General features: G+C 68.5%; 16 protein-coding genes and 2 pseudogenes. 10 read left to right on the top strand and 8 right to left on the bottom strand.

What is annotated here, in order from left to right; translation table 11 throughout:
• Nucleotides 1–113: 113 nt before the first annotated feature.
• Nucleotides 114–650 (top strand): DUF6745 domain-containing protein, encoded by a 537-nt coding sequence (locus ABZS42_RS03820; protein ID WP_355142269.1) that lies wholly within the window; start codon nt 114–116, stop codon nt 648–650.
• A gap of 168 nt (nt 651–818) precedes the next feature.
• Here ABZS42_RS03820 and ABZS42_RS03825 read toward each other — a convergent pair whose 3' ends face one another.
• Nucleotides 819–1,718, bottom strand: a complete 900-nt coding sequence (locus tag ABZS42_RS03825; protein ID WP_355142271.1) for an NAD-dependent epimerase/dehydratase family protein — start codon at nt 1,716–1,718, stop codon at nt 819–821.
• 127 nt (nt 1,719–1,845) lie between these two features.
• On the opposite strand from ABZS42_RS03825, the gene ABZS42_RS03830 reads away from it, so the two are divergent.
• The 4 genes and pseudogenes from ABZS42_RS03830 to ABZS42_RS03845 form a co-directional block, all read left to right on the top strand.
• Nucleotides 1,846–2,418, top strand: coding sequence for a TetR family transcriptional regulator (locus ABZS42_RS03830; protein ID WP_355142273.1), 573 nt, complete (start codon nt 1,846–1,848; stop codon nt 2,416–2,418).
• Nucleotides 2,419–2,626: 208 nt separating this feature from the next.
• The gene (locus ABZS42_RS03835; protein ID WP_355142275.1) at nt 2,627–3,466 is read left to right on the top strand and encodes a helix-turn-helix transcriptional regulator; all 840 of its coding nucleotides are present in this window, start codon (nt 2,627–2,629) and stop codon (nt 3,464–3,466) included.
• Nucleotides 3,467–3,527: 61 nt separating this feature from the next.
• Nucleotides 3,528–4,970: an MFS transporter gene (locus tag ABZS42_RS03840; RefSeq protein WP_355142277.1), complete on the top strand. Its 1,443-nt coding sequence runs from the start codon at nt 3,528–3,530 to the stop codon at nt 4,968–4,970.
• Between the two features lie 279 nt (nt 4,971–5,249).
• Nucleotides 5,250–5,363, top strand: a pseudogene (locus ABZS42_RS03845) (IS5/IS1182 family transposase); the annotation flags it as partial.
• A 177-nt stretch (nt 5,364–5,540) separates the two neighbouring features.
• On the opposite strand, the gene ABZS42_RS03850 reads toward ABZS42_RS03845, so the two are convergent.
• The 4 genes from ABZS42_RS03850 to ABZS42_RS03865 form a co-directional block, all read right to left on the bottom strand.
• Nucleotides 5,541–5,684: a hypothetical protein gene (locus ABZS42_RS03850; RefSeq protein WP_355142279.1), complete on the bottom strand. Its 144-nt coding sequence runs from the start codon at nt 5,682–5,684 to the stop codon at nt 5,541–5,543.
• Between the two features lie 57 nt (nt 5,685–5,741).
• Complete coding sequence (locus ABZS42_RS03855; RefSeq protein WP_355142281.1) at nt 5,742–5,969, bottom strand: transposase family protein; 228 nt, start codon at nt 5,967–5,969, stop codon at nt 5,742–5,744.
• Between the two features lie 320 nt (nt 5,970–6,289).
• Complete coding sequence (locus ABZS42_RS03860; RefSeq protein WP_355142283.1) at nt 6,290–6,883, bottom strand: DUF305 domain-containing protein; 594 nt, start codon at nt 6,881–6,883, stop codon at nt 6,290–6,292.
• Between the two features lie 200 nt (nt 6,884–7,083).
• Nucleotides 7,084–8,433 (bottom strand): hypothetical protein, encoded by a 1,350-nt coding sequence (locus ABZS42_RS03865; protein WP_355142285.1) that lies wholly within the window; start codon nt 8,431–8,433, stop codon nt 7,084–7,086.
• A gap of 525 nt (nt 8,434–8,958) precedes the next feature.
• Here ABZS42_RS03865 and ABZS42_RS03870 point away from each other — a divergent pair.
• Together ABZS42_RS03870 and ABZS42_RS03875 are read left to right on the top strand one after the other, a co-directional pair.
• Nucleotides 8,959–10,089: a DUF4236 domain-containing protein gene (locus ABZS42_RS03870; protein WP_355142287.1), complete on the top strand. Its 1,131-nt coding sequence runs from the start codon at nt 8,959–8,961 to the stop codon at nt 10,087–10,089.
• 375 nt (nt 10,090–10,464) lie between these two features.
• On the top strand, nt 10,465–10,866 hold the full coding sequence (locus ABZS42_RS03875; RefSeq protein WP_355142289.1) for a hypothetical protein: 402 nt from the start codon (nt 10,465–10,467) through the stop codon (nt 10,864–10,866).
• Between the two features lie 197 nt (nt 10,867–11,063).
• Here ABZS42_RS03875 and ABZS42_RS03880 read toward each other — a convergent pair whose 3' ends face one another.
• Complete coding sequence (locus ABZS42_RS03880; protein WP_355142291.1) at nt 11,064–12,650, bottom strand: HEAT repeat domain-containing protein; 1,587 nt, start codon at nt 12,648–12,650, stop codon at nt 11,064–11,066.
• A gap of 1,048 nt (nt 12,651–13,698) precedes the next feature.
• Entirely contained in the window at nt 13,699–15,270 is a 1,572-nt protein-coding gene (locus tag ABZS42_RS03885; RefSeq protein ID WP_355142293.1) for a nucleotidyl transferase AbiEii/AbiGii toxin family protein, read from the bottom strand.
• Nucleotides 15,271–15,487: 217 nt separating this feature from the next.
• On the opposite strand from ABZS42_RS03885, the gene ABZS42_RS03890 reads away from it, so the two are divergent.
• Together ABZS42_RS03890 and ABZS42_RS03895 are read left to right on the top strand one after the other, a co-directional pair.
• Nucleotides 15,488–16,066 carry a DinB family protein gene (locus ABZS42_RS03890; protein ID WP_355142295.1) on the top strand — a complete coding sequence of 193 codons (579 nt, stop codon included), beginning with the start codon at nt 15,488–15,490 and terminating at the stop codon, nt 16,064–16,066.
• Nucleotides 16,015–16,290: pseudogene (locus ABZS42_RS03895) on the top strand (DDE-type integrase/transposase/recombinase); the annotation flags it as partial. The gene ABZS42_RS03890 and the pseudogene ABZS42_RS03895, both read left to right, overlap by 52 nt.
• A gap of 11 nt (nt 16,291–16,301) precedes the next feature.
• Here ABZS42_RS03895 and ABZS42_RS03900 read toward each other — a convergent pair.
• Entirely contained in the window at nt 16,302–16,559 is a 258-nt protein-coding gene (locus tag ABZS42_RS03900) for a hypothetical protein (RefSeq protein WP_355142357.1), read from the bottom strand.
• Between the two features lie 772 nt (nt 16,560–17,331).
• On the opposite strand from ABZS42_RS03900, the gene ABZS42_RS03905 reads away from it, so the two are divergent.
• On the top strand, nt 17,332–20,661 hold the full coding sequence (locus tag ABZS42_RS03905) for a S8 family peptidase (RefSeq protein ID WP_355142297.1): 3,330 nt from the start codon (nt 17,332–17,334) through the stop codon (nt 20,659–20,661).
• Nucleotides 20,662–20,673 lie beyond the last annotated feature (12 nt).

Below are 20,673 nucleotides of genomic sequence, written 5' to 3' on the forward strand. Positions count from 1 at the left end.
CGCCGGACAAGGCACGCCCCCTGATCACCGGCTGGCCCACCCTCGCCCAACTCTACGAGCGCGTCCGGGACCCTCGATTGCGCGGGACACCACCGCTGGCGAGTGACATCGCCATGATCGCCTCCCAGCTGCGCGGCGCGCTCAGTGCGGGTGTCACGCACACCGATCCCGAACTGTCACCCGTGCGCGCGAGCAGGAGCAAGGAACCCTGGCCCGAACTGGCACCGCTACAAGCTCTCGACAGCGGCGTTCCGCTCGCGGTCGTGCTACACCAAGGCGTACGTACGGCGTTGCACCGGAGCCTCGCGCACGGGTACTACCTGCCCGTACGCGCGGTCCTCGCGGGCGAGGCTCCGGTGCCCGTCTGCTGGTACGGGCAGCAGGACGCGTCATGGATCGCCTACTACGACGTGCTGCATCGACTCGGCCTTGCCCGGTACGGGCCGGACGAGGCCGAACACCTCAACGCCTGGGCCGGCCTGGCCCGATCCTGCGGCTGGTGGTGGCCCAGCGACGACGTCTGCGTCGTGGTCGACCGACCCCAAGCCGTACGAACCGAACCGGTCTCCGGAACAGCGCACGACGAAGTCCGGCTTCAACCTCGCGGCCTGCGCTACCGCGACGGTTGGCAACCGTCCCTGACCAGGTGACCTGAGCCGATAGCCGGCCGGGACAGGAACTCGCCTGTTCCGGCCGGCCCGATCACACCCGGCAATTGACCAGGATGGAGGACACTGTCACTCCCGGCTGCTCGACCAGGACACGGTCCCGGGCTGTGGCCACCGCGCGTACCGCTTGCGAGCGGGGCTGGATCTGACTCACTCCGCGGTGTAGGCGCCCGCCCGGATGCCGTCGAGCAGCGTCGGTCCGGTCGGCGTCCAGTCGAAGGCGGCGCGGGTCGCGGCACTCGACGCCCGCACGTCCATGCCAAAGAACGTGCCGATGAAGCCGCCGAAGTGCTCGACGGCCTGCGCCGGTGTCACCGAGGCGGTCGGAAGGCCGAGCACCTCGCCGACGGCCTCGGCGATCGCCCTGGCCGGCACGCCCTCCTCGGCGACGGCGTGCAGGCGGGTTCCGGCCGGTGCCTGCTCGATGCCGAGCCGCAGGAGCCGGGCCGCGTCGGTGACGTGCACCGCGGACCAGGCCTGCGTGCCGTCGCCCACATAGGCCGCGACTCCCGTACGCCGGGCGGCGGCCACGATCAGCGCGATGAAGCCGTGGTCCCGGGTGCCGTGGGTCGTCACCGCGAACCGGGCGGCGATGCTGCGGACGCCGCGGTCCACGTAGTCGAACGCCAGGTTCTCGGTGCCGCCGCGCGGGGAGTCGGGACCGACGTTCGGGTTCGCGTCGGTCTCCAGGGCCGGGCGGCCCTGCGCGAGCCCGGCCACGCCGGAGGCGACCACGAACGGCCGGTCGGTGCCGGCCAGCGTCTCGGCGAGGGTCTCGACCGCGGTGCGCTCGGCCCGGTTGGTCTCGGCCTGGTTCGTCCAGTCGTGCTTGTTGGCGAGGTGGACGACGGCCTCGGCCTCCGTGGCGCCCCGGCGCAGCGCGTCGAGGTCGTCCAGGTCGCCGTGCAGGACCAGCGCGTGTCTGGCCTTGAGGGCGGCCTCGGCCCGGTCGGTACGGGCCAGGCCGACCACCTCGTGCCCGGCGGCGACCAACTCGTCGACCGTATGGGAGCCGATCCACCCGCTTGCTCCCGTTACGAAAACCCGCATGACGACCTCCGCAAACTTGATGTCAGTGACTGAAATGACGGTAGTCCGTCATGTCGGCCACTGTCATCGCGCGCGCCCGGTGATGTCAGTCACTGGCATCGCCGGGCGCGGGGCCTAGAATGAGCCCATGGCTCGATGGCAGTCCGGCGCACGGGAGCGCCTCCAAGCGGCCGCGATCGACCTCTTCGTCGAGCACGGCTTCGACGGCGTCACGGTCGCCGAGATCGCGGCAGCGGCCGGCCTCACCGAGCGCACGTTCTTCCGCTACTTCGCCGACAAGCGCGAGGTCCTCTTCCCCGGCCACGACGAGTTCGAGCAGAACTTCCTCCACGGCCTCGACAAGGCCCCGGACGACGACCCGGTCTCGCTGATCACCGCTGCCCTGGCAGGCGTGGCCGAGTTCTTCCCGGACGAGCGCCGCGCCTGGTCCCGCACGCGTAACGCCATCCTGCAGGCCCACCCCGGCTTCCAGGAGCGCGAACTACTGAAGATGTCCTCGCTGACGTCGGCCCTGACCCGCGCACTGCGGGAACGCGGCATCGACCCGATCGCCGCGGCCCTGGCGGCCGAGACCGTGGCAACGATCTTCCGGACCGCGTTCACCGCCTGGATCGCCGAGGACGAGACGCGCCCGTTCGCCGAGATTCAGGACGACGTGCTCGCCCGGTGGCAAGGTCTGCTCACCGCCCGGCGGCCATAACCCTTCGGGCGCGTACGGCGGCTGCGGCCGGTCAGAGCGAAACGCCAGCGCACCGACTCCGGCGCAGGGGGCAGCGGTGAGGGCGCAGGGCCTGGTGCCGCCTGGGAGGGGTGCGCGCCCAGAACTCCTCATTTCAGGACGGGCCGGGCAGGACATCGACAGGTGATCTTGGCGCATTCGCCAAGAGCCACATCGGTAGGCTGGAATCATGCAGGAAAGTGCGATTCGACCGAATGCCGCGCTCGGCGAATTTCTGCGGTCGCGCCGGGCGCGACTCGATCCCACCGAGGCGGGTGTGGTCAGCGCGCGGCGCCGCCGGGTCCCGGGCCTGCGCCGTGAGGAACTGGCGGCGCTGGCCGGGATGAGCGTCGACTACTACACGCGCCTCGAACAGGGCCGGCACTCCGCTGCCTCGCCCGGCGTGCTCGACGCGATCGCGCGTGCGCTGAACCTGCCCGAGGCCGACCGCAAGTACCTGCATCGCCTGGCCGAACCGGCGCCACCGCAGGGCGATCCGGTTCCCGTACGCCCCGAGACCCGCGCTCTGATGCGTGCGCTGGGCCCGACACCGGCCGTTCTGATCAACGCCAGCATGGACGTGCTCGCCATGAACCCGGCCGGTCGGCGGCTCTACGCCGGCTTCGACGCCATGCCGCCGCACGAGCGCAACGCCATCCGATACATGCTCAGCGCTCCCGAAGCCCGCGAACTGCACGGCGGGGACTGGACCGCGATCACGGCCGAGATGATCGGAATCTTGCGGCTGCGAAGTGGGCGAAAGCCACTTGTCGGCGGTGCCCGGGACCTGGTCGACGACATGGCCGGCTCGAGTGAACTGTTCCGCCGGGTCTGGCAGGACCAGACGGTGTCACTCGCTGACCGTCGCCGAAAGACCTTCCATCATCCCCAAGCCGGCCGGATCGAGCTCACCGTGGAGAGCCTGATGGTCCGGCACGCCGAGGGACAGATCCTGATCGTGCTCTCGCCCGAGCCCGGATCCGACGCCGAACGCGCATGGCACGAGCTGATGGCCCGCGATCCAATGTGACCGGGATCCTGGCCATCACTGAGCCAGGTTGGGGCCGCTCTGCGCGCCTACCGTCGCCCGGGTGACGATCGACCAGCCCTACCCGCGCCGCTGGGCCATGCTGCCCGCGGTCCTGAGCGCCAGCTTCATGACGCTGTTCGACTTCAACGTCGTCAACGTCGCCGCCCCCTCACTGCAACACGACCTGCACGCCGGGCAGGCCGCTCTCCAGATGGTGGTCGGGGGATACGCGTTCACGTACGCCGCCGGGATGGTGATCGGCGGACGACTGGGTGACCAGATCGGCCACCGACGCATGTTCCTCATCGGCATCACCGCGTTCGCACTCGCCTCACTACTGTGCGGCATCGCCCAGACGCCGGGCCAACTGATCGCCGCACGACTCCTCCAGGGCCTGACCGGGGCGATGATGGTGCCACAGGTCCTCGCACTGATCACTTCGGTCTTCCCGGCGGCGGAACGGCCGAAGGCCATGTCCTGGTTCGGTGTGACGCTCGCCCTCGGCAGTGTCGCCGGGCAGATCCTCGGCGGCGTACTCGTCCAAGCCGATCTGTTCGGGCTCGGCTGGCGCGTCATCTTCTTGCTCAACGTGCCGATCAGCGTGGTGGCGGTGCTCGCTGCGGCTCGGCTACTGCCACGCCACCTACGCACCGATCGCCGCCATCGGTTCGACGTGCTCGGTGCGATCGGGATCGCAGCCTCGCTCGGTCTCGTGCTGGTCCCGCTCATCCTCGGCCGCGAGCAGGGCTGGCCCGCGTGGGGCTTCGTCCTGATGGTGCTGGCGATTCCCACGTTCTGCGCCACGCTCTGGTGGGAGCGCCGCCACGCCGAGCCAGTCCTGGACGTACAACTGTTCCGCAGCCGGGCGTTCACGGCCGGCCTGCCCGCCAACGCCGCCTTCATGGGGTACTTCGGCAGCTACTTCCTGGTCCTCACTCTGGTCTGGCAGGACGGGTTGCACCTGTCCGCGCTGCAGGCAGGCCTGGCCTTCCTCCCGATGGGCGTGGTGTTCGCCCTGGTCTCGGTGCTCGGCCGGAGCGTCGTGGCCCGGATGGGCGCCCGGGCCGTCACGCTCGGCAGCCTGATCGTCGCACTCGGCTTGATCGTGATGATCGTCGAGCTGCACGTGCTGCGCGGCGATGTCACGGTGGCGTGGCTGGTGCCGGCCACCGCCATCACGGGTTTGGGCAGCGGGGTCGCCTTCCTCGCCCTGATCGGCTCGGTACTGGCCAACGTGGAGCCCTCCCGGGCCGGCGCGGCAGCCGGGTTGCTGACCACGACACAGCAGTTCGCCAGCGCTGCCGGTGTGGCGATTCTCGGGTCGCTCTTCTTCGCCACCGTCGGGACGAGCACGAGCTTGGCGGCGTACGCGAGAAGTGCCGAACGCTACTCGTACCTGGCCCTGATCTGCGTGCTGGCCACCGCGGTACTGGCCACCCTGATCCGGCGTCGGCAGGCCGCGCCGGAAGCCCGGGCCGAGCCGGCGAACTCCCGGGCTAGGTAGCCCACGGTGCGACGGTTGCAGTGCGAGGCATGGGAGTTTCAACGTCCCTGGCTCCGCCCCCCGGCTGGGGCGGAGCCGGCATGGTCAGCGCAGTTCGCGGAAGGTGTCGCGGAGGTCGGCAATCCAGGCCTCGGGGTTCTCGAGGGCGCCGAAGTGGCCACCCTTACGGTGCGCCTTGACGTTGACCGGGTTGTACCAATCGCGGGTAGGACCGTTCTCGAAGGCCGCGATACGTTCCTCTGGTGTGCGGACGCCGATCGGGTTGACGTCGCCGAAGCTCTGGCCCGCATGAAGTGCTTCAAGATTCTGCGCGACTACCGCCGCGTCGCCCACACATTGACCGACACCGTTTCCGGCATCGCCCACCTCCACAACATCATCCTCACCGGGTGACACCAGCAGCGGTTCCGGGCAACGCCTTCACCGAGTTACGAGACGTCCTTTAGGCAAATAAGTCGCGGTGCGGCCTTCAACCTGGGCGAGCAGCCCCTGACCACCGGACAGATCGCAGAAGCCGACGTGCCAGCGGTCCGCCGTCACGGTCCAGGAGGCGCCGTGGGCATCCCAGATTCAGTGCGGCTTGCCACGCCGAACCTCGTCGATGCCCAGCACTGCGACCGGCTCCGGCTCGTCCGGCAGCACCGCTCTCGCGTGGGCGGTGGAGGCGGCAGCGACGACCGGCCAGGAGATGCCGTGGTCCCGGGCGGCTTGCACGATCGTCCGGCAGCCGCCGGCGGCTGCCGCCTCGGCCGCCTGCCGCAGCCTAGCTGGTCAGCCGGGCACGGGCCGGGACCTGCGCGACCTGCTCGGTGAGCGACTACGCGGACGGGCCGGGGTCGGGCAGTACCAGCGCCGTTTGCGCCAGCGAAGTCGTACCGTCCGGCCTCCGACTGGCAGGTTCCGCAGCCAGGTTGGTGTCCACTGCTTCACCTTCAGCGCACGTTGTCCGCACTGCGGGCAGCATCGTGCCTGCTCACAGCCGGTGGACAGGTCCACCACCGGGACGCCCGCGCGCCCAGCTCGACCCGCTCAGCGACCAGGCCATCCCGTCCAGGCCCAGCAGCCGGGTCATATCGTTGACCATGCTCGCAGCTATTCACTTGTGACCATCCGAACTAGACACTCAGATGATCAGTGGCGAGCTGCGAGCCCTTCACGCTCGGGTCGGCTCAACCGTGAACCCCGCTCAAATTCGAAGAGCCGGTAGAACGTGTCACACAGGTAGGTCGGCCAGAACAGCGGGCCAGTCGGGAAATGGGTACCATCGATCAACGGAAGACCCTCATACCAACGAAACCCGACTGTCGCCCGTATGGGCTTTACGACGTCTTGCTCGCCAGCAGGTCTTGCATCCAGTTGATCTGCGCCTGCTGCGTTACGTACATGTCGTTCGCCCACAGCCCGAGAGTCTCGTCACTGCCGTTGGCGAGGATGTCTGCGCACATGTCGAGCGCGCCTTGGTGGTGCCGGATCATCAACTGGAGGAACATCACCTCAAAGTCAGCGCCGGTCGCCGCGCTCAGGGCAGTCATCTGCTCCGGGGTGGCCATCCCCATCATTTCGAGCATCATCGGGTCCTGCAGGTGTTCCTGGTATGCCTCCTCGGCATTCGTGACCTCAAGGCCATTCCAGGACTGCCAGGCCTGCAACATCGTGATCTCGAGGCCCTGCTCGGCATCGATATTGCCGGCGATCGAGAGCACGGCCTGGTCGTTGGCCCTGGTGGGCGCCAACCGGCTCATCAGGAGCGCCTGGTAGTGGTGCGGGACCATCATGCTGGCAAAGTCCGAGTCAGCAGGATTCACCGGGAGCGGCGTTGCCGTCGGCGTCGGCGTCGGCGTTGGCGTCGACGTCGGCTTTGGCGGCTTTCCGCTCTTGGCTGCCAGCGGCGGCGCGGCCGACCCGACCGTCACCAGTGTAGTTGTCGCGAGGAGCGAACAAGCGGCTACCAGTACCGCACCTATGGCTAGACGAAATCTCATTGTGCGCCCGTCCTTTCTCAGTTGCTTTTCTGTCTCGCCACCCTACGAGACGGGATAAGCGTGGATGATGGCTTGAGAGTATGGGCGGCAGGGCCCCGGCAGGACGCGCTGCCGGGGCCCGTTTGCGTACGTCAGCTGCGGTTGCCAGTGTCTTTGTAGTTGTCTTGGGTCTGCGGGTTCAGGTAGGGCAACTTTTCGAAGTTGGCGCTGCTCACGCCTTCGAGGCCCTTGATCTTGAGAACGTCCAGCCCCTTGGTGATGTCGCTGGAGTAGATGTACCCGTTGTACCAGTACGCCGACCAGCTGCCGCCGAGGACCAGGGACGTCTCGCTCAGGGGACCGCGCTCGAAGAAGGCGATCTCCTGCGGGTTCGAGCGATCGGTGAAGTCGAACACCGAGACGCCGCCCTGGTACCAGGACTGCACGTACACGTCGCGGCCCTTGACCGGAAGCAGCATGCCGTTGTGTGCGACACAGTTCTCGGTGTTCTGCTGAGAGCGCGGGATCTTGAAGTAACTGCGGAACTCCAACCGACGGTCGTCGCCCTCGCCGACGATGTCGTAGATCGCGTCGGCTCCCCTGTTCGGTCCGATCGCCTCGTTGCATGTGGGCGCGTTTCCACCGCCGAGCTCGTCGGTGAAGATGACACCCTTTCCGCCATTGGTCAACGTCGCCGAGTGCCAGAAGGCGAAGTTGGTGTCGCGGACACCGCCGAGCTTGCGCGGGTTCACGGGATCCGAGATGTCAATCAGGACGCCATCGCCCATGCAGGCACCGGCGGCGAGCTTCCCCTCAGGGAAGACCGTGATGTCATGGCAGCCGGAGGTGTTGTTCGCCCCCGTGACATCGGGGAAGAGCAGTGGCTCGTTGACGACCGACGCGGTCGTCGGGTTGTCCAGCGGGACCTCGACGATGGAGATCGAGTCATGCGGCGGCTGGCAGTTGGGGAATCTGCTGTTCGGGCTGTAGGAGGAGACGTAGAGGTAGGCCGTGTCCGCGTCCCCCGGAACGTACGTGTGCGTGTGGGATCCGCAGTCGGTCCGCACCGCCTTGACATACACCGGGTTTGCCTTGTCGGTGATGTCGAAGATGCGGATGCCTTCCCAAGCGGTCGGCTCGGCCGCGTTCGACGAACTGCTCGTGCAGGTGTCGTCCGACCGCGGCGCGTCTACCGACATGAACAGCAGGTTGCCGTCGGGGCTGACGGTAACGTCGCCCTGCGAGCCGGGACAGCTGATCTGGGTCACGGTCTGAGGCCGCTGCGGGTGTGAGATGTCATAGATCGTGATCCCGCCATAGCTGCCCTGGAACAGGTAGTCGCCCCAGAACGCCATGTCACTGTGGGTCTGACCCTCAAGCGGACCCTGCCGCGGGATGTTCGCCACCAGCTCGATGTTCTTGCTGTGCGAGATTTCGTCCACCGCAAGCTGGTCACCCTCCGCGGCCGCTGGGCCGACTAGTGCAAGCGACGCGGCGACCATGACGCTGCTGAGCGCCGCTGCGCGCAGTCCCCAGCGCGATCGGCGCGCCGGACCTGGGATTAACATAAAAGGCAGCCTCCTCGTGTCAGGACGTCGCACCGTTCTTGTAGCGCTGCGGATCGCGATGCCCGGGTTTTGTACTCATGGCGTGGCCATGGAACCGCTTCTCGTGCTGGTTAAGTTGGTTGCCACAGGCCACGCACTGGTTTTCAACGCCACGCTACGGAAGGCCCGATTGGTCGTCATTAGACATGTGCAGGAAGCCTGTGATCCATTCATGGACATATGTCGAGACGCAGGAACGATCCACGGGCTGATGGTCTGGGCCGATAGCAGCACCGGCTTGCGCTTGGCCAAGTACGTCGGTCGGCGGGCGGACGAGCTCACCAACAGTCGGCCGCGCGGGGAATCGCCTGATCAGACAGGACGGTGCCGCACATCCGACTTCGACAGTCGCCGGTCGCTTGAGCGGGCATCGGTCAACAAGCTGAGCCGGTTCCGGGGCCATCGGCCTACGGTCGGCTGGTGGGGTTCTCGATCAAGCTGGCACCGGGCGTACGTATTCGCGCGTCCTCGCGGGGCATCCGCACGAGCGTCGGACCGCGGGTAGCGCGAGTACACGTCGGCGCCGGACGCACTGGGGTGTCCACCGGCATCGGCCCGGTCGGCTTCTACTCCTCCCTGGGAGGCGGCGCGCGCCGGAGCAGCCGTTCACGCGGGGCGACCCCGTCGACGGCGGCCTATCAGAGGCAGCTCGCCGCGCAGCAGCGCCAAGCGGCGCAGGTGCAGCGCGCCGAGGAAGCCCAGCGCCTCGCGCAGGCATTCCTGCGCATCCTGGCGCTGCACCGCGTCGAGTTCCCCACCGCGACCCGGCCGATCGCGCCGCCACCCGCCCCGCCGGACCGCGCGAGCATCTACAAGCACTACGAGCAGCACGCCCTCGCCGGGATCGGCCTCTTCGACCGCAGCAAACGAGCCGCCGCCAAACAGCAGGCCGCGCAATGGACCGAAGCCGAGACGCAACGCCAGTGGGCCGACCGCCTCCAACAGCAGGCAGCATGGCAGCAGCACCTCGACCTGCGGTGGCAGCAACTCTGCGCCAACAATCCCGACGTGGTCATTGAGACGTTGGAGGAGGCGTTCGAGGACAACGAAGCACCGAGCGCCGCCGTCGGCGTCACCGGCAGCGAGGTGTCACTCGTGGTCCTCGTACCCGGCGTCGACCAGGTCGTACCCGACCGGATGCCCACCACCACCCAGGCCGGCAACCCGTCACTACGGAAACTGCCCCAACGCGACCGCTCCGACTACTACAAGCAGTTCATCAGCGGCCAAATCCTGGTCACCATCCGCGAAGCCCTCGCCGTCGCGCCCGCCATCGAATCCGCACGAGTCGCCGTCCTACGCCACGACGGCGCCGACAGCTACGGCCGCCCCCGCATGTCGTGCCTCCTCGCCGTCAAGATCCACCGCTCCGCGCTCAACGGCGTGCGCTGGGACACCGCCGACGCGGTGGCGATCGTCAACGACACGAACAGCGAACTGCTCCAGAATCCCCGGCCACGCACCGGCGACCCGCAACCCCTCAACCTCGCCGCAGAACCTGAACTCGCCGCGCTTATCAACGCGGTCGACCTCACGGACCTCCTCCAGTAACCCCGCCCGACCCGCTGAACCACCTGAGCGGAGCGGGCCGGATTCCGCCGTCTGCGAGATCCGCCCGGACCCTTCCAAAAACTGCCGATGACCGGCCATCGACGAAGCACTCATCCGGGCCATGGCCAGCGACACCACCTATGACGTACGCCGGCGCCTCGCTCACAACCCAGCCGTGCCTCTAGATGTCCTCGCCGAGCTGGCCGCATCGGCGAAGATCGGCCCCACCCTGCTGCCGCGCATCGCGGCAGCCACACCCGCCGAGATCAGCGACCTCGCTGCTTCGACGGTCCCGGCCGTGCGGATGCTCCTCGCCGCGCGACACGACCTTCCCCGCCAGATCATCGATCAACTCGCCGGCGACCGCGACGCCAGGTGCTCACATCCCTCGCCGCCAACCCGGCCTTGCGCGATGCGCAGTTATGGACCATGGTGGCGGCGCACGGTCCGCGGGTCGCCGCGAAAGCCGCCGGCAACCCGTCCTGTCCCCCGGACCTGCTGATACAGCTTGCCCAGCAGACACCACCGGTGCGCAGGGCGCTCCGCCGCATCGCCGCGTCGGACACCAGCCAGTCACCCTCAGCGTCGGACGGGTTCAACCGCCACCACGGCGCCGGCTGGCTCTCCGAACACGCCGCCATTGAGGCCGTGCACTACCTACGCCCCGTGTTCGTGCACCCGCCCGGGCGGCGGCCTGAGTTCTCCCCGCACTGGCGATGCATGCTGCTGCTGACGATGCGGGACGGCCAGGAAGTCTTCTCGCTGGTGGATGTTTGACCCGCCTCGTTCGATCACCTGCCCGAGACCCTGGACTCGGCCACCAAGCGCGCGATGGCCTACCAGCTGGACTACGGAGGGCTGCCGACCTCCGCGCAATGGGCAGACCTAAACACCTGACATGTCCGTACGCAGGCACACGAGCAGATCCGCCGGCCCGGGATGGGTCACGGACCATTGTGAGGCGGGGAGCGCACTCATCCGTCGGGGCGGGTACGCGCCAACCATCTGGTGAGCATCAGGCTGGTGTCTTCGCCGAGTGCCGCCGCCGCTCGTGCCGCCAACGCGGCGAGCTCGCCGTGCTGCGCGGCGGTGACCGGCAGCTCGGGTGGTGGAGTGCGGCGCCAGGTGGTTCGTGCGCCGTCGCGGGCGAGGCGGGTCACGTCGGCCTTGCCACGTTGGGCCAGGCGATGGTCCGGGTCGAGGGTGAGGACCAGGGCAGCGCGCAATTGGACGTCGACGCCGTGGCCACGCAGGAGGCGATAGCCGGCCCGACGCAACTCCATCCGGGCGTCCCCGAGCAGCTGCCACGGAAGGCCCGGCGGTAGGGCACCGGGCAAGGGCCCCAACGCGGCGGTCACCTCCCGGACCACCGCCGGCGACGGATCCCGCAGCAGCGGAAGCACCTCCTGTGCCACAACCGCGTCGAGCAGGCGCAGGGCTCGTACCGCCTGGGCGCGGACCCTGGCTTGCGGGTGGGTCAGCAGCGGCCGCAGCAGCGGGGCATCCGCTGCTGAGCCGGTCTCGGCAAGCCCAGCGATCGCACCCAGCGCCGGCTCTCCGGCGCTGACCGTAGTCCGGTAGTGCTCCCGGGCGTCGACGCCGAGCCGCCGGGCCGCGTCCCGGGCCACCGCCCGGACCAGCGGCGCGTCGTCGTCCAGGTACGCCGTAACGTCGCAGTCCTGACCGACCCGGACCAGCCCGGTCAACGCGACCACCCGCACCTCGGCACGAACCGACCGGGCCAGGCGACGCAGAACGTCGTGCCGGCGGGTCCAGACCGCCTCACGGCATGCCGCGTCCGCCGCCCGGACCCGAATCCCCACATCCGAGTCAGTCTCGGCGCAGGTCACGTAGTCGGGCAGACGCAGCCAGCCCTGAGCCAGGACGATGTCGAACACGAACCGGCGTTGCCGGCGGCCACCCGATCCCAGCAGCCCGCGCCACACCTCCGCAGGTGCCGACAGCAACGCCGCCCGTATCTGGGTGACGGCGAAGCCACCTCGCAGGCGCGCGTCGAGGCGCAACGCTATCGGCAGCACCGCTGGTAGATAGCCACCCGGATCGTCGGCGAGCAACAACGCCAGCCCGGCGCGCGCCCGATCCCGTACCGGCTTGACCCAATCACCGGTACGCAGCACCAGGAACGGCATCACCTCCGGGCACGGACGATCGACCATCGCCGTTACCGCGCGTTCCCGGATCCGCCCGTCACCGTGCATGCTCGCCAGCGCCATCGCGACAGGCCCCGACGTCGCGGCCGAGAAACGCGCCCCGACCCGCCGCAATGCGCACTCCTGGTACGGGCCGTACCACGGTGCCTGCCGCGCGTGCCGGTCCAGCCGGGCCACCAAACCCGCAACGCCGGCCACCAGCCTCAACGCCGATCGCGCCACCACCTCGTCACCGGCGGCATCGACCTCGAAAAGCACCTCGGCCAGATGGTTCAACGCCTCCCACCGGCCGGCGGCGGCGCCGTTGACCGCGACGTGCACTGCCCCGAGTGGCGTGCCCTTCCCTACCGCCGACGGCTGAACCCCGCTGCCCCGTCTCCCCCAGATCACCCCGCCATCGTGCCCGAGCCGACAAACCCCGGTCGAACTCGATTCGGCCCAGTCATCGACCCCGCAGCGCAGGGGCGGGCTGAACATGTACGCCGCTCGACGGCTTCGCTGCTCTCACCGCTGCGTGCCTGGCACGCGTTGAGGCACTGGTCTCGCCCCAGCACATCCCTGTGAGAACAGGCCACCAGTTGACGGGACGGTCACGGCTGCCAGATCATCCAGCTCGACGCGTCGCACTGGGAGACCGAGGACGGCCTGAACCGCGACGTGACACCGGCACTCGACTCCCCCGCCCAGTGGATGCTGGATCCTCGCCGGCCGTTCAGAACGAATCCACGCCGGTCACCAGGTCTGGAACCGGCAACGCACCGACCACGACAACATCGAGCCCGACGGCACCCTCACCCGACACCACGAAATCCAGCGCTGGAACGCCGCCCCCGCAGTGGGTCATCTCCCGCCAGATCGCTCACCCGCCGCTGGTGAGCGAGGAGCAGTTTCGCAGCCCCAGGCCATCCACACCGCGCCCACCCCCGCGGATGGTGCTCCTCGCAACTACCTCCTGGCCGGCCTCGTGTTCTGCAGCGTCCGCGGGCGCATCATCGACTCCGACTGGGTCCACGGGCGTCCCGGTTACCGCTGCCGGCACGGCCATACGAGCACCCGCACCAAGACCTCACCACAGCCAAAGATCCTCTAATTCCGCGAAGACCACCTGCTGGACCGGACGGGGATCGCGCGAAACACGAAGAACCATCACACTTCGTGTGGAAATGACATGTCCGAGATCGGCACGAACCGATACCCATCACGGGTTGTCTTGTCGGCGCCATCCCGCTCGGCTGATAGCCGCCTAATTTGACGGGTCCCGAGCCAGGAGTTCGGGCGTCTTTGCACGCAAGCCCCCCTCAGCCGGGCGACTCCACGACCCGACGTGGTGCGCGTTCATAGCCGAACTAAGTACTGATCTGCCGCCTATCGCGTGCTGCCAACTGTCACGACAGCCGGATGGAGCGGGTGCCGGTCCTGCCGACCTGTTCTCGCTTGGTCAGGTCCAGGAGTGATCGAGGGCCAGTGCCAGCCGCCTGGTCCACTGCTCGGCGGTGCCCGAGATTTCGGCGTACTCGTCGGTGAAGTTGGACCAGTCGACCTTCCAGGACAGCACGGTTTCGGCCGTGAAGTTGTCGGCTTCGGCGCCGAGCTCCGGTCGCATGAGCTGGCGAACGAGAGCTGGGTCGACAGTGGTGTGTTCGGCGAGCAGGACGGCGTCGTAGAGGTCCTTGCCTTGCGGGTACGTGTCGGTGGCCAGCCACAGCAGCTTCCACGCCAGCGCCAGCGGAGCGGGCGCGGCCAGTAACGGCTCGTTGACGTCGGGCAGGCTCAGCGCCTCTGGCGGGAGTGGAAGTCGTTCGCCGAAGACGATGTCGATCTGTACGTGGCCCTCCGGTGCCTCCGGTGTGCTGAACGGGACGAGCAGGCGGCGTCCGTCAGCGCGTTCGTACGTCCAGATGGCGGACTCGGTGATTCGGTCTGGTTGCAGGCCGCCGCCAATTGCGGTTCGGATGGCGGTCTTGATGTCATCGAGCAGCGTGCGGGCGTCGGTGCTGTCGCTGGTGATGGTGTGCGGGGTAACGACGAAGTCGAGGTCGCCCGGCTCGCGGGCGGCGTCGCCGACCCAGGCCGCCATGGTGACGCTGCCACGCAGCACCAGATGCTGACCCCAGGTGGTTGCGGCGATGGCCGCCAAGACGTGATTCATGGCGGCGCGCCGGGCGTTGGCCCACAACTGGCCGGTGGCCGCCACGACGAAGTCCGGTTCGCCGGCCCGGTAGGCGTTCGGGTACTGCTTGAGGGCAGGGTCGAACGCCGCCCTCTGGCGGACCATCGGGCTGGCGGCTAGCGGCCAGTAGGTCGGCGGGTAGTCCGGCAAGCCAGCCGGCGCAGACCTCATCCTGTTCTCACGCTCCAGCGCCCAACCGCTCGCACTCGGCGTGGGCGGGTCCAGCCAGCCGTGGTCGTGGTGGAGGTCGCTGTCGAAGACGACGTACTCCTGCTCCACCGTCGTGGGCTCGTGGCCCGCGACTCGGAGGGTCTCGACGAGCTCGTCCAGCCGCCGCCTGGCCGTGGCGAGCCCGACACCGTGACAGCGCTGGTTAACGAACCGTTCCTGCGCGCCGTCCACCAACTCCCGACGAGCGTTACGTGACAACCGTGCCCCGTGCGGCGCGACCAAATCGGTGAGAGCCACCAGGTCCGCCACCACTGTACTGGGTAGCAGCAGTTTGACGTGATGCTCGAAATACCGGCCACCCGGCTCGACCGCCGCCTGCTCATCCGACTGCGGTACGCCGACGCACCACGGCGCCGCCTCGACCTTCGAACGGCACGGGTATATCCCCGCTTCGCGCAGTTCGCGTTGCCAACGCTGCACCGCGGCGTGCTGGTCGGTCAGGGTGCCTCGGCCGCCCAGGGTGAGCATCGGTTGAGAGCTGTACGCGCCACGATCGAGCACAATATGGACGAACTTCACGCCATGCTCGCTGGCGAACGCCCACAATTTCTCGGCCTGAGAAGCATGAGCCGTAATGTGGATCTCGAAGTCCCCCGACACCTCAAGCATCGGCGGAGTCTATGGCACGGCCATCAGGCCGGGAAACGCGATTCCCGCGCAGCATGACGTGGCTTTTGTCGGACTTTTCCAGGTCGTCGATTGACGGATACTCGCTCGCGGTGCCTCCACCGGCCCAGCACAGGCACGCCAGCCGCCACAGATCCGCGGTTCGGAACGCGGACGTACAGGGCATCACGGCGGGCGCGGCGGTGAGATCCTGGGCGGCATGACAGACCTCGACGCCAAGGCGAATCTCTATCGGTACCTGCGGGAGGCGCGCGAGGCGCTGCTCGGAAAGCTCGACGGGCTGTCGGAGTACGACGTACGGCGCCCGCTCGTACCGACCGGCACGAACCTGCTCGGGCTGGTCAAGCACGCAGCCTCGGTGACCGCCGGGTATTTCGGCGAGGTGTTCGACCGCCCCTTTCCTGAACCCGTCGCGGGCCTGGACGACGACGCTGAGCCGAACACGGACATGTGGGCCGCAGCCGACGAGTCCCGCGACGACATCATCGGCCTGTGGCACCGAGTCTGGGCACACGCGGACGCCACGATCGAGACGCTCCCGATCGACGCACCCGGCTCGGTGCGGTGGTGGCAACACACGCCGGTAACGCTGCACCTCATCCTCGTGCATGTGCTCGCCGAACTGAACCGCCACGCCGGGCACGCCGACATCCTGCGCGAACTGATCGACGGCCAGGTCGGCTGGCGGCGGCCCGGCGACAGCGTGGTCGAGGGCGACGAATCGTGGTGGGCCGCCTACCGCCAGAGGCTGGAATCCACCGCGCGCGAGTTCGCCTGAGGACGCGATCTTCGTGGCCAGAGCCCTCTTGGCGCCCGGGTGCGCGCCCCGCCGTCCTCGACGACCTCATCCCCTCCGCCTGGCACCACGTCGAACGGCACGCGAACAATCCAATCGAGGCCGACCACAGCCAACTCAAGCACCGGCTGAAACCGATGCGCGGGTTACGAACCGACCCAACCGCACAAGTGATCATCGCCGGACACGCCTTGATGCAGAACCTACGACGCGGCCACTACGAACTCACCGTCGATGTCCCGCCGGCGAAGAGGATCGCCGCCGCGTTCACCGATCTGGCCCACGCGATCTGGCCGCGGACCCGAAGCGGGCTCAGCATGTCCCTCGAACCCACAACGCAACAGCGCCGGTCGAAGTCCTGGCTGACCTGCCCGAGCGCGCGGTCACCACGCTGGCACAACTCGACGATCTCGGCCTTGAACTCCGGCCTGAACGAACGCCGAGGCCGTGGCCGCTTCTTTCCCCTGCTCTCCATGATGCTGGACATCCTCGCGGAGACCCCAGGCCCCCTGATCTCGGATGTCCGTCAAAACGGGGCAGGCCCAACGGGGATGTGTCGCCCGTCTTTGGAGCAGTCCCTCGAGAATGACCCTCGCGGGGGTCATGACTACGGTCCGACCACGCTGCACACTCCTGCGATGACCGATCGCGATCCCGTGGAGCCCGATGTCCGCGGCGCACAGTCCTCCCGCGGATCGACTCAACCTCCCAGCGACGACACGTCGTTGCTGCTTGGCACCACTGGCGGTGACACGTGCGAGCCATCCGACAATGCTGGCTCGGATGAGTCTTCCTCCAACGACGGATGGCGTCCGGTGTGAGCGGCGGGGTCGCGGTAGGACCTACCGGCGAGGACGTCACCGCGGCGCAGCATGAGCGCCACGAGCACAGAGGAGTCTCGTGTTGAGTGGATCACGCATAGACCAGACGACCGTTCCTCGGTGCCGTCGACAGCTGTGCTCCCCGAGCGCGCCGTGGTCGCTGCTGGCGCCACCGGCCCTCAGAGCGCCGACGGCCACGGCTGACGGTTCGGCCTCGCCCAACGCCCCGCCTGCAACCGGCGGTTGACAGCAAAGGTCACGTGACCACCTTTCTTTCAGGCCGGACCCGAGACGACCCCACGTCACGTGCCTCGAGGAGGACTTCTACGAGGTCGACACGTCATTCATCCACTTCTTAACCCACATCAGCTCTGAGCAAGCGCCGCCTCCTGGGAGTCGGCCCCTGCCTGAACCCTCGGAGACCACATGTCACGCAAGTTGCGGGAGGTCGCGACGATCGTCGCCGCCACCGCTCTCGCCTGCACGCTCAATTCAGGAGCTGCGGCCGCAGTTCAGCCGACCTCCCCGGACACCTCCGCAGCACAGCCGACGTCGTTGGCCGGGAAGGAGGTGGTACTGGTCACCGGCGACACGGTTCGAGTCGACGCAGATGGCCGGGCACTCGGATTCCAGCCCGCGAAGGATCGGGAGTCGATCCCGGTGACCATGACCGAGCTCAAGGGGCACTCGTACGTGCTGCCGAGCGATGTCGGCGCGCTCATCTCGGAGGGCAAGCTTGACCAGCGGCTCTTCGACGTCACCGAGCTGAGCAACCCCGCCTACGAGAAGATGACGGGCAGCGGTGTGCCGGTCATCGTCCAGTACGCGCGGAGCGGGGCTGCCGCCAAGTCGCAGGCGCCCGCGGCGCGCGCCGCGGTCCGCGGGACCACTGGCGCGGCCATGCGTGCCGAGCTGAAGTCCGTGCACGCGGACGCGCTGACCGTGGGCAAGGGCGCCGCCGCCTCGGCGTGGGGGAAGCTCACCAGGGCGTCGACCGCGGGCCGGACCCTCGCGCCGGGCGTCGCGCGGATCCGGCTCGACGGCCTCGCCCACGCGACGCTCGACCAGAGCGTGGCGCAGATCGGCGCCCCGACGGCCTGGGAGGCCGGCTACGACGGCGAGGGCGTGCAGGTCGCCGTGCTCGACACCGGCATCGCTACGACGCACGCGGACCTGGCCACCCAGGTCGTGGCCGCGAAGAACTTCACCGACTCGGCCGACGAGCAGGATCACTTCGGTCACGGCACGCACGTCGCCTCCACCGTCGCCGGCACCGGTGCCGCCTCCGACGGCAAGTACCGGGGCGTCGCGTCGGGCGCCCGGTTGATCAACGGCAAGGTGATGAACGACGACGGGCTCGGCGTCGACTCCTGGATCGTGGCCGGCATGGAGTGGGCCGTCGAGCAGGGCGCCGACATCATCAACATGTCCCTCGGCGAAGCCGACCAGCCCGGCGTCAGCCCGGTGGAAGAGGCCGTGGAGCGGCTCTCCGACCGGGCGCTGTTCGTGATCGCGGCTGGCAACGACGGCCCGATCGACGGCACCCTGGGATCCCCCGCGAGCGTCGAGGACGCGCTCAGCGTCGGCGCCGTCGACCGCACGGGCGCGCTCGCGGAGTTCTCCTCGCGCGGTCCTCGGACCGGGGACAGCGGTCTCAAGCCGGACATCACCGGACCTGGCGTCGGCATCGTGGCGGCCGGGGCAGCGGGCAGCCGCATCGACAGCTACAGCCCGCACCCCGCTCCCGGCTACATCCCGATGTCCGGTACGTCGATGGCGACGCCGCACGTCGCCGGTGCCGCAGCGATCCTGCGCCAGGAGCACCCGGACTGGACCCCCGCGCAGATCAAGTCGGCTCTGGTCGGGTCGGCCGCGCCCGGCCCGTACACGCCCATGGAGGGCGGGAGCGGCATCGTCGACCTGGCCGCTGCGATCGCACAGGACGTGATTGCCGAGCAGTCCTCGCTCAGTTTCGGCGCCGCGCTCTGGCCGCACGACGACGACGCGCCGCTGACGAAGACACTGACGTACCGTAACTTCGGCACCAAGCCGGTGACGCTGGACCTCACCGTCGAGGGCACCGGCCCGGACGGGGTGTCCGCCCCCGCCGGCTTCTTCACCTTCTCGGCGACTCAGGTCACCATCCCGGCCGACGGTGTCGCGTCAGTGGACGTGATCGCCGACACCCGCCTCGGCGGTGACCTTTTCGGCGTCTACGACCTGGCGATAACAGCGACCGGTGACGGCACGACCGTGCGCACGGTCGGTGCGGTGAACCGCGAGGAACAGATGCACGAACTGACGTTCAAGGCGACCGCCCGTGACGGCTCGGTGCCCGGGAAGGACAAGTGGCACGGATGGGTGTACGACTTCGACCGCGGCATCATGACGAAGGTCTCCGGCGATGCCGGTACGGCGACCCTGCGCATGCACGCGGGCACCTACACGGTGCTCGGCGACGTGCCACTCATCGAGCCCGCCACGTTGCGGTACATCGGTGACGACTGGGTGGCTGCTCCCGAGATGCGGCTGACCGAGGACACGACCATCGAGGTCGACGCGCGAACGACGCGGCCGATCGACATCAAGGCACCGGACCCGGGTGCCGTGCTGAGAACCGCGTATGCCACGGTCACCGGGCCTGACGAGGTGAACCCCGTCAGCATGTACGTGCAGGAGTTCCCGCAGGGTTTCCGGACGCGGTGGGTCGGTCCGAAGCCTCCGGCCGGGACGGCGTACACGCATCTCATCGCCAACCTCGTGAACCCGACGACCGGCGTCGCCTACCACCTCACGGATCTGGCCGAGGGCTTCTACACCGGCCTTGACCTGCACCCGTCGGTGGGGGACCTCGCCCGGATCGACGTCGACGCCGGCTCGAACGCCCCGAACCGGTGGGGGGTGTTCTACTCGGCACCCTCCATCAAGGCGCCGGTACCCTCCGACGACCCCGACCTGCCGATGACGAACACGGTCTACCTGACGGGAAACCAGAACTGGCAGCGGATGTTCGAGCAGCGCTTCGGCCCGGTCGAGGCCGCGTACGCACAGCCGTTCCGCTACTACAAGGCCGGTCACACCTACCGGGAGCACTGGAACGAACCCGTTTTCGGCCCGTCGCTCGTGGCGGACGCCATCACCGGCGCTCCGGCTGGGTTGACGAGGGACGGCGACCGGCTCAGCGGCGCGATCAACCCGTTCGCCGACGGCGCCGGTCACGATGGCACGAGCCGGTACGACACCGCGTCCTCGTCCACCGTCCTCTACCGCAACGGGAAGGAGTACGCGAGGGTGACCGACATCCTCGACGCCAACAGCTTCGACCTGCCGCCGGGTGAGGCCACCTACGAACTGGTCACCACAGCAGACCGGACCGCCACGGGCACCTTCGCCGTCAGTAAGAAGGTCGTCTGGACCGCGACGTTCACCTCGGCGCACACCAAGGCGCCCACCCCGATCCCGGTCGGCGTGGTGCGCTATGAGCCGAAGCTTCGCGCCGACGGTACCGCGGCGGCTGGGACCCGCGGCGAGGTGAAGGTCGACGTCCAGGGCTCGACTGACTCCTGGAAGCCAGCCTCGCCGAAGGTGTACGCCTCCTACGACCATGGCGCGACCTGGCATCGCCTTGTGGTCGCACACGGAGCGGTGAGCGTGGCGAACCCCGCGGCGGGCGGCAGCCTGTCGTTCAAGGCGGAGTTCCGCAATCGCAACAGAACCTTCAGCCAGACGATCGTGGACGCCTACACCACGTCGTAGCCCAGCAACATC

Origin of the sequence: Micromonospora sp. NPDC005367 (genome assembly GCF_040606825.1) — a bacterium.
In the GTDB taxonomy this organism is placed as follows: Bacteria; Actinomycetota; Actinomycetes; order Mycobacteriales; family Micromonosporaceae; genus Micromonospora.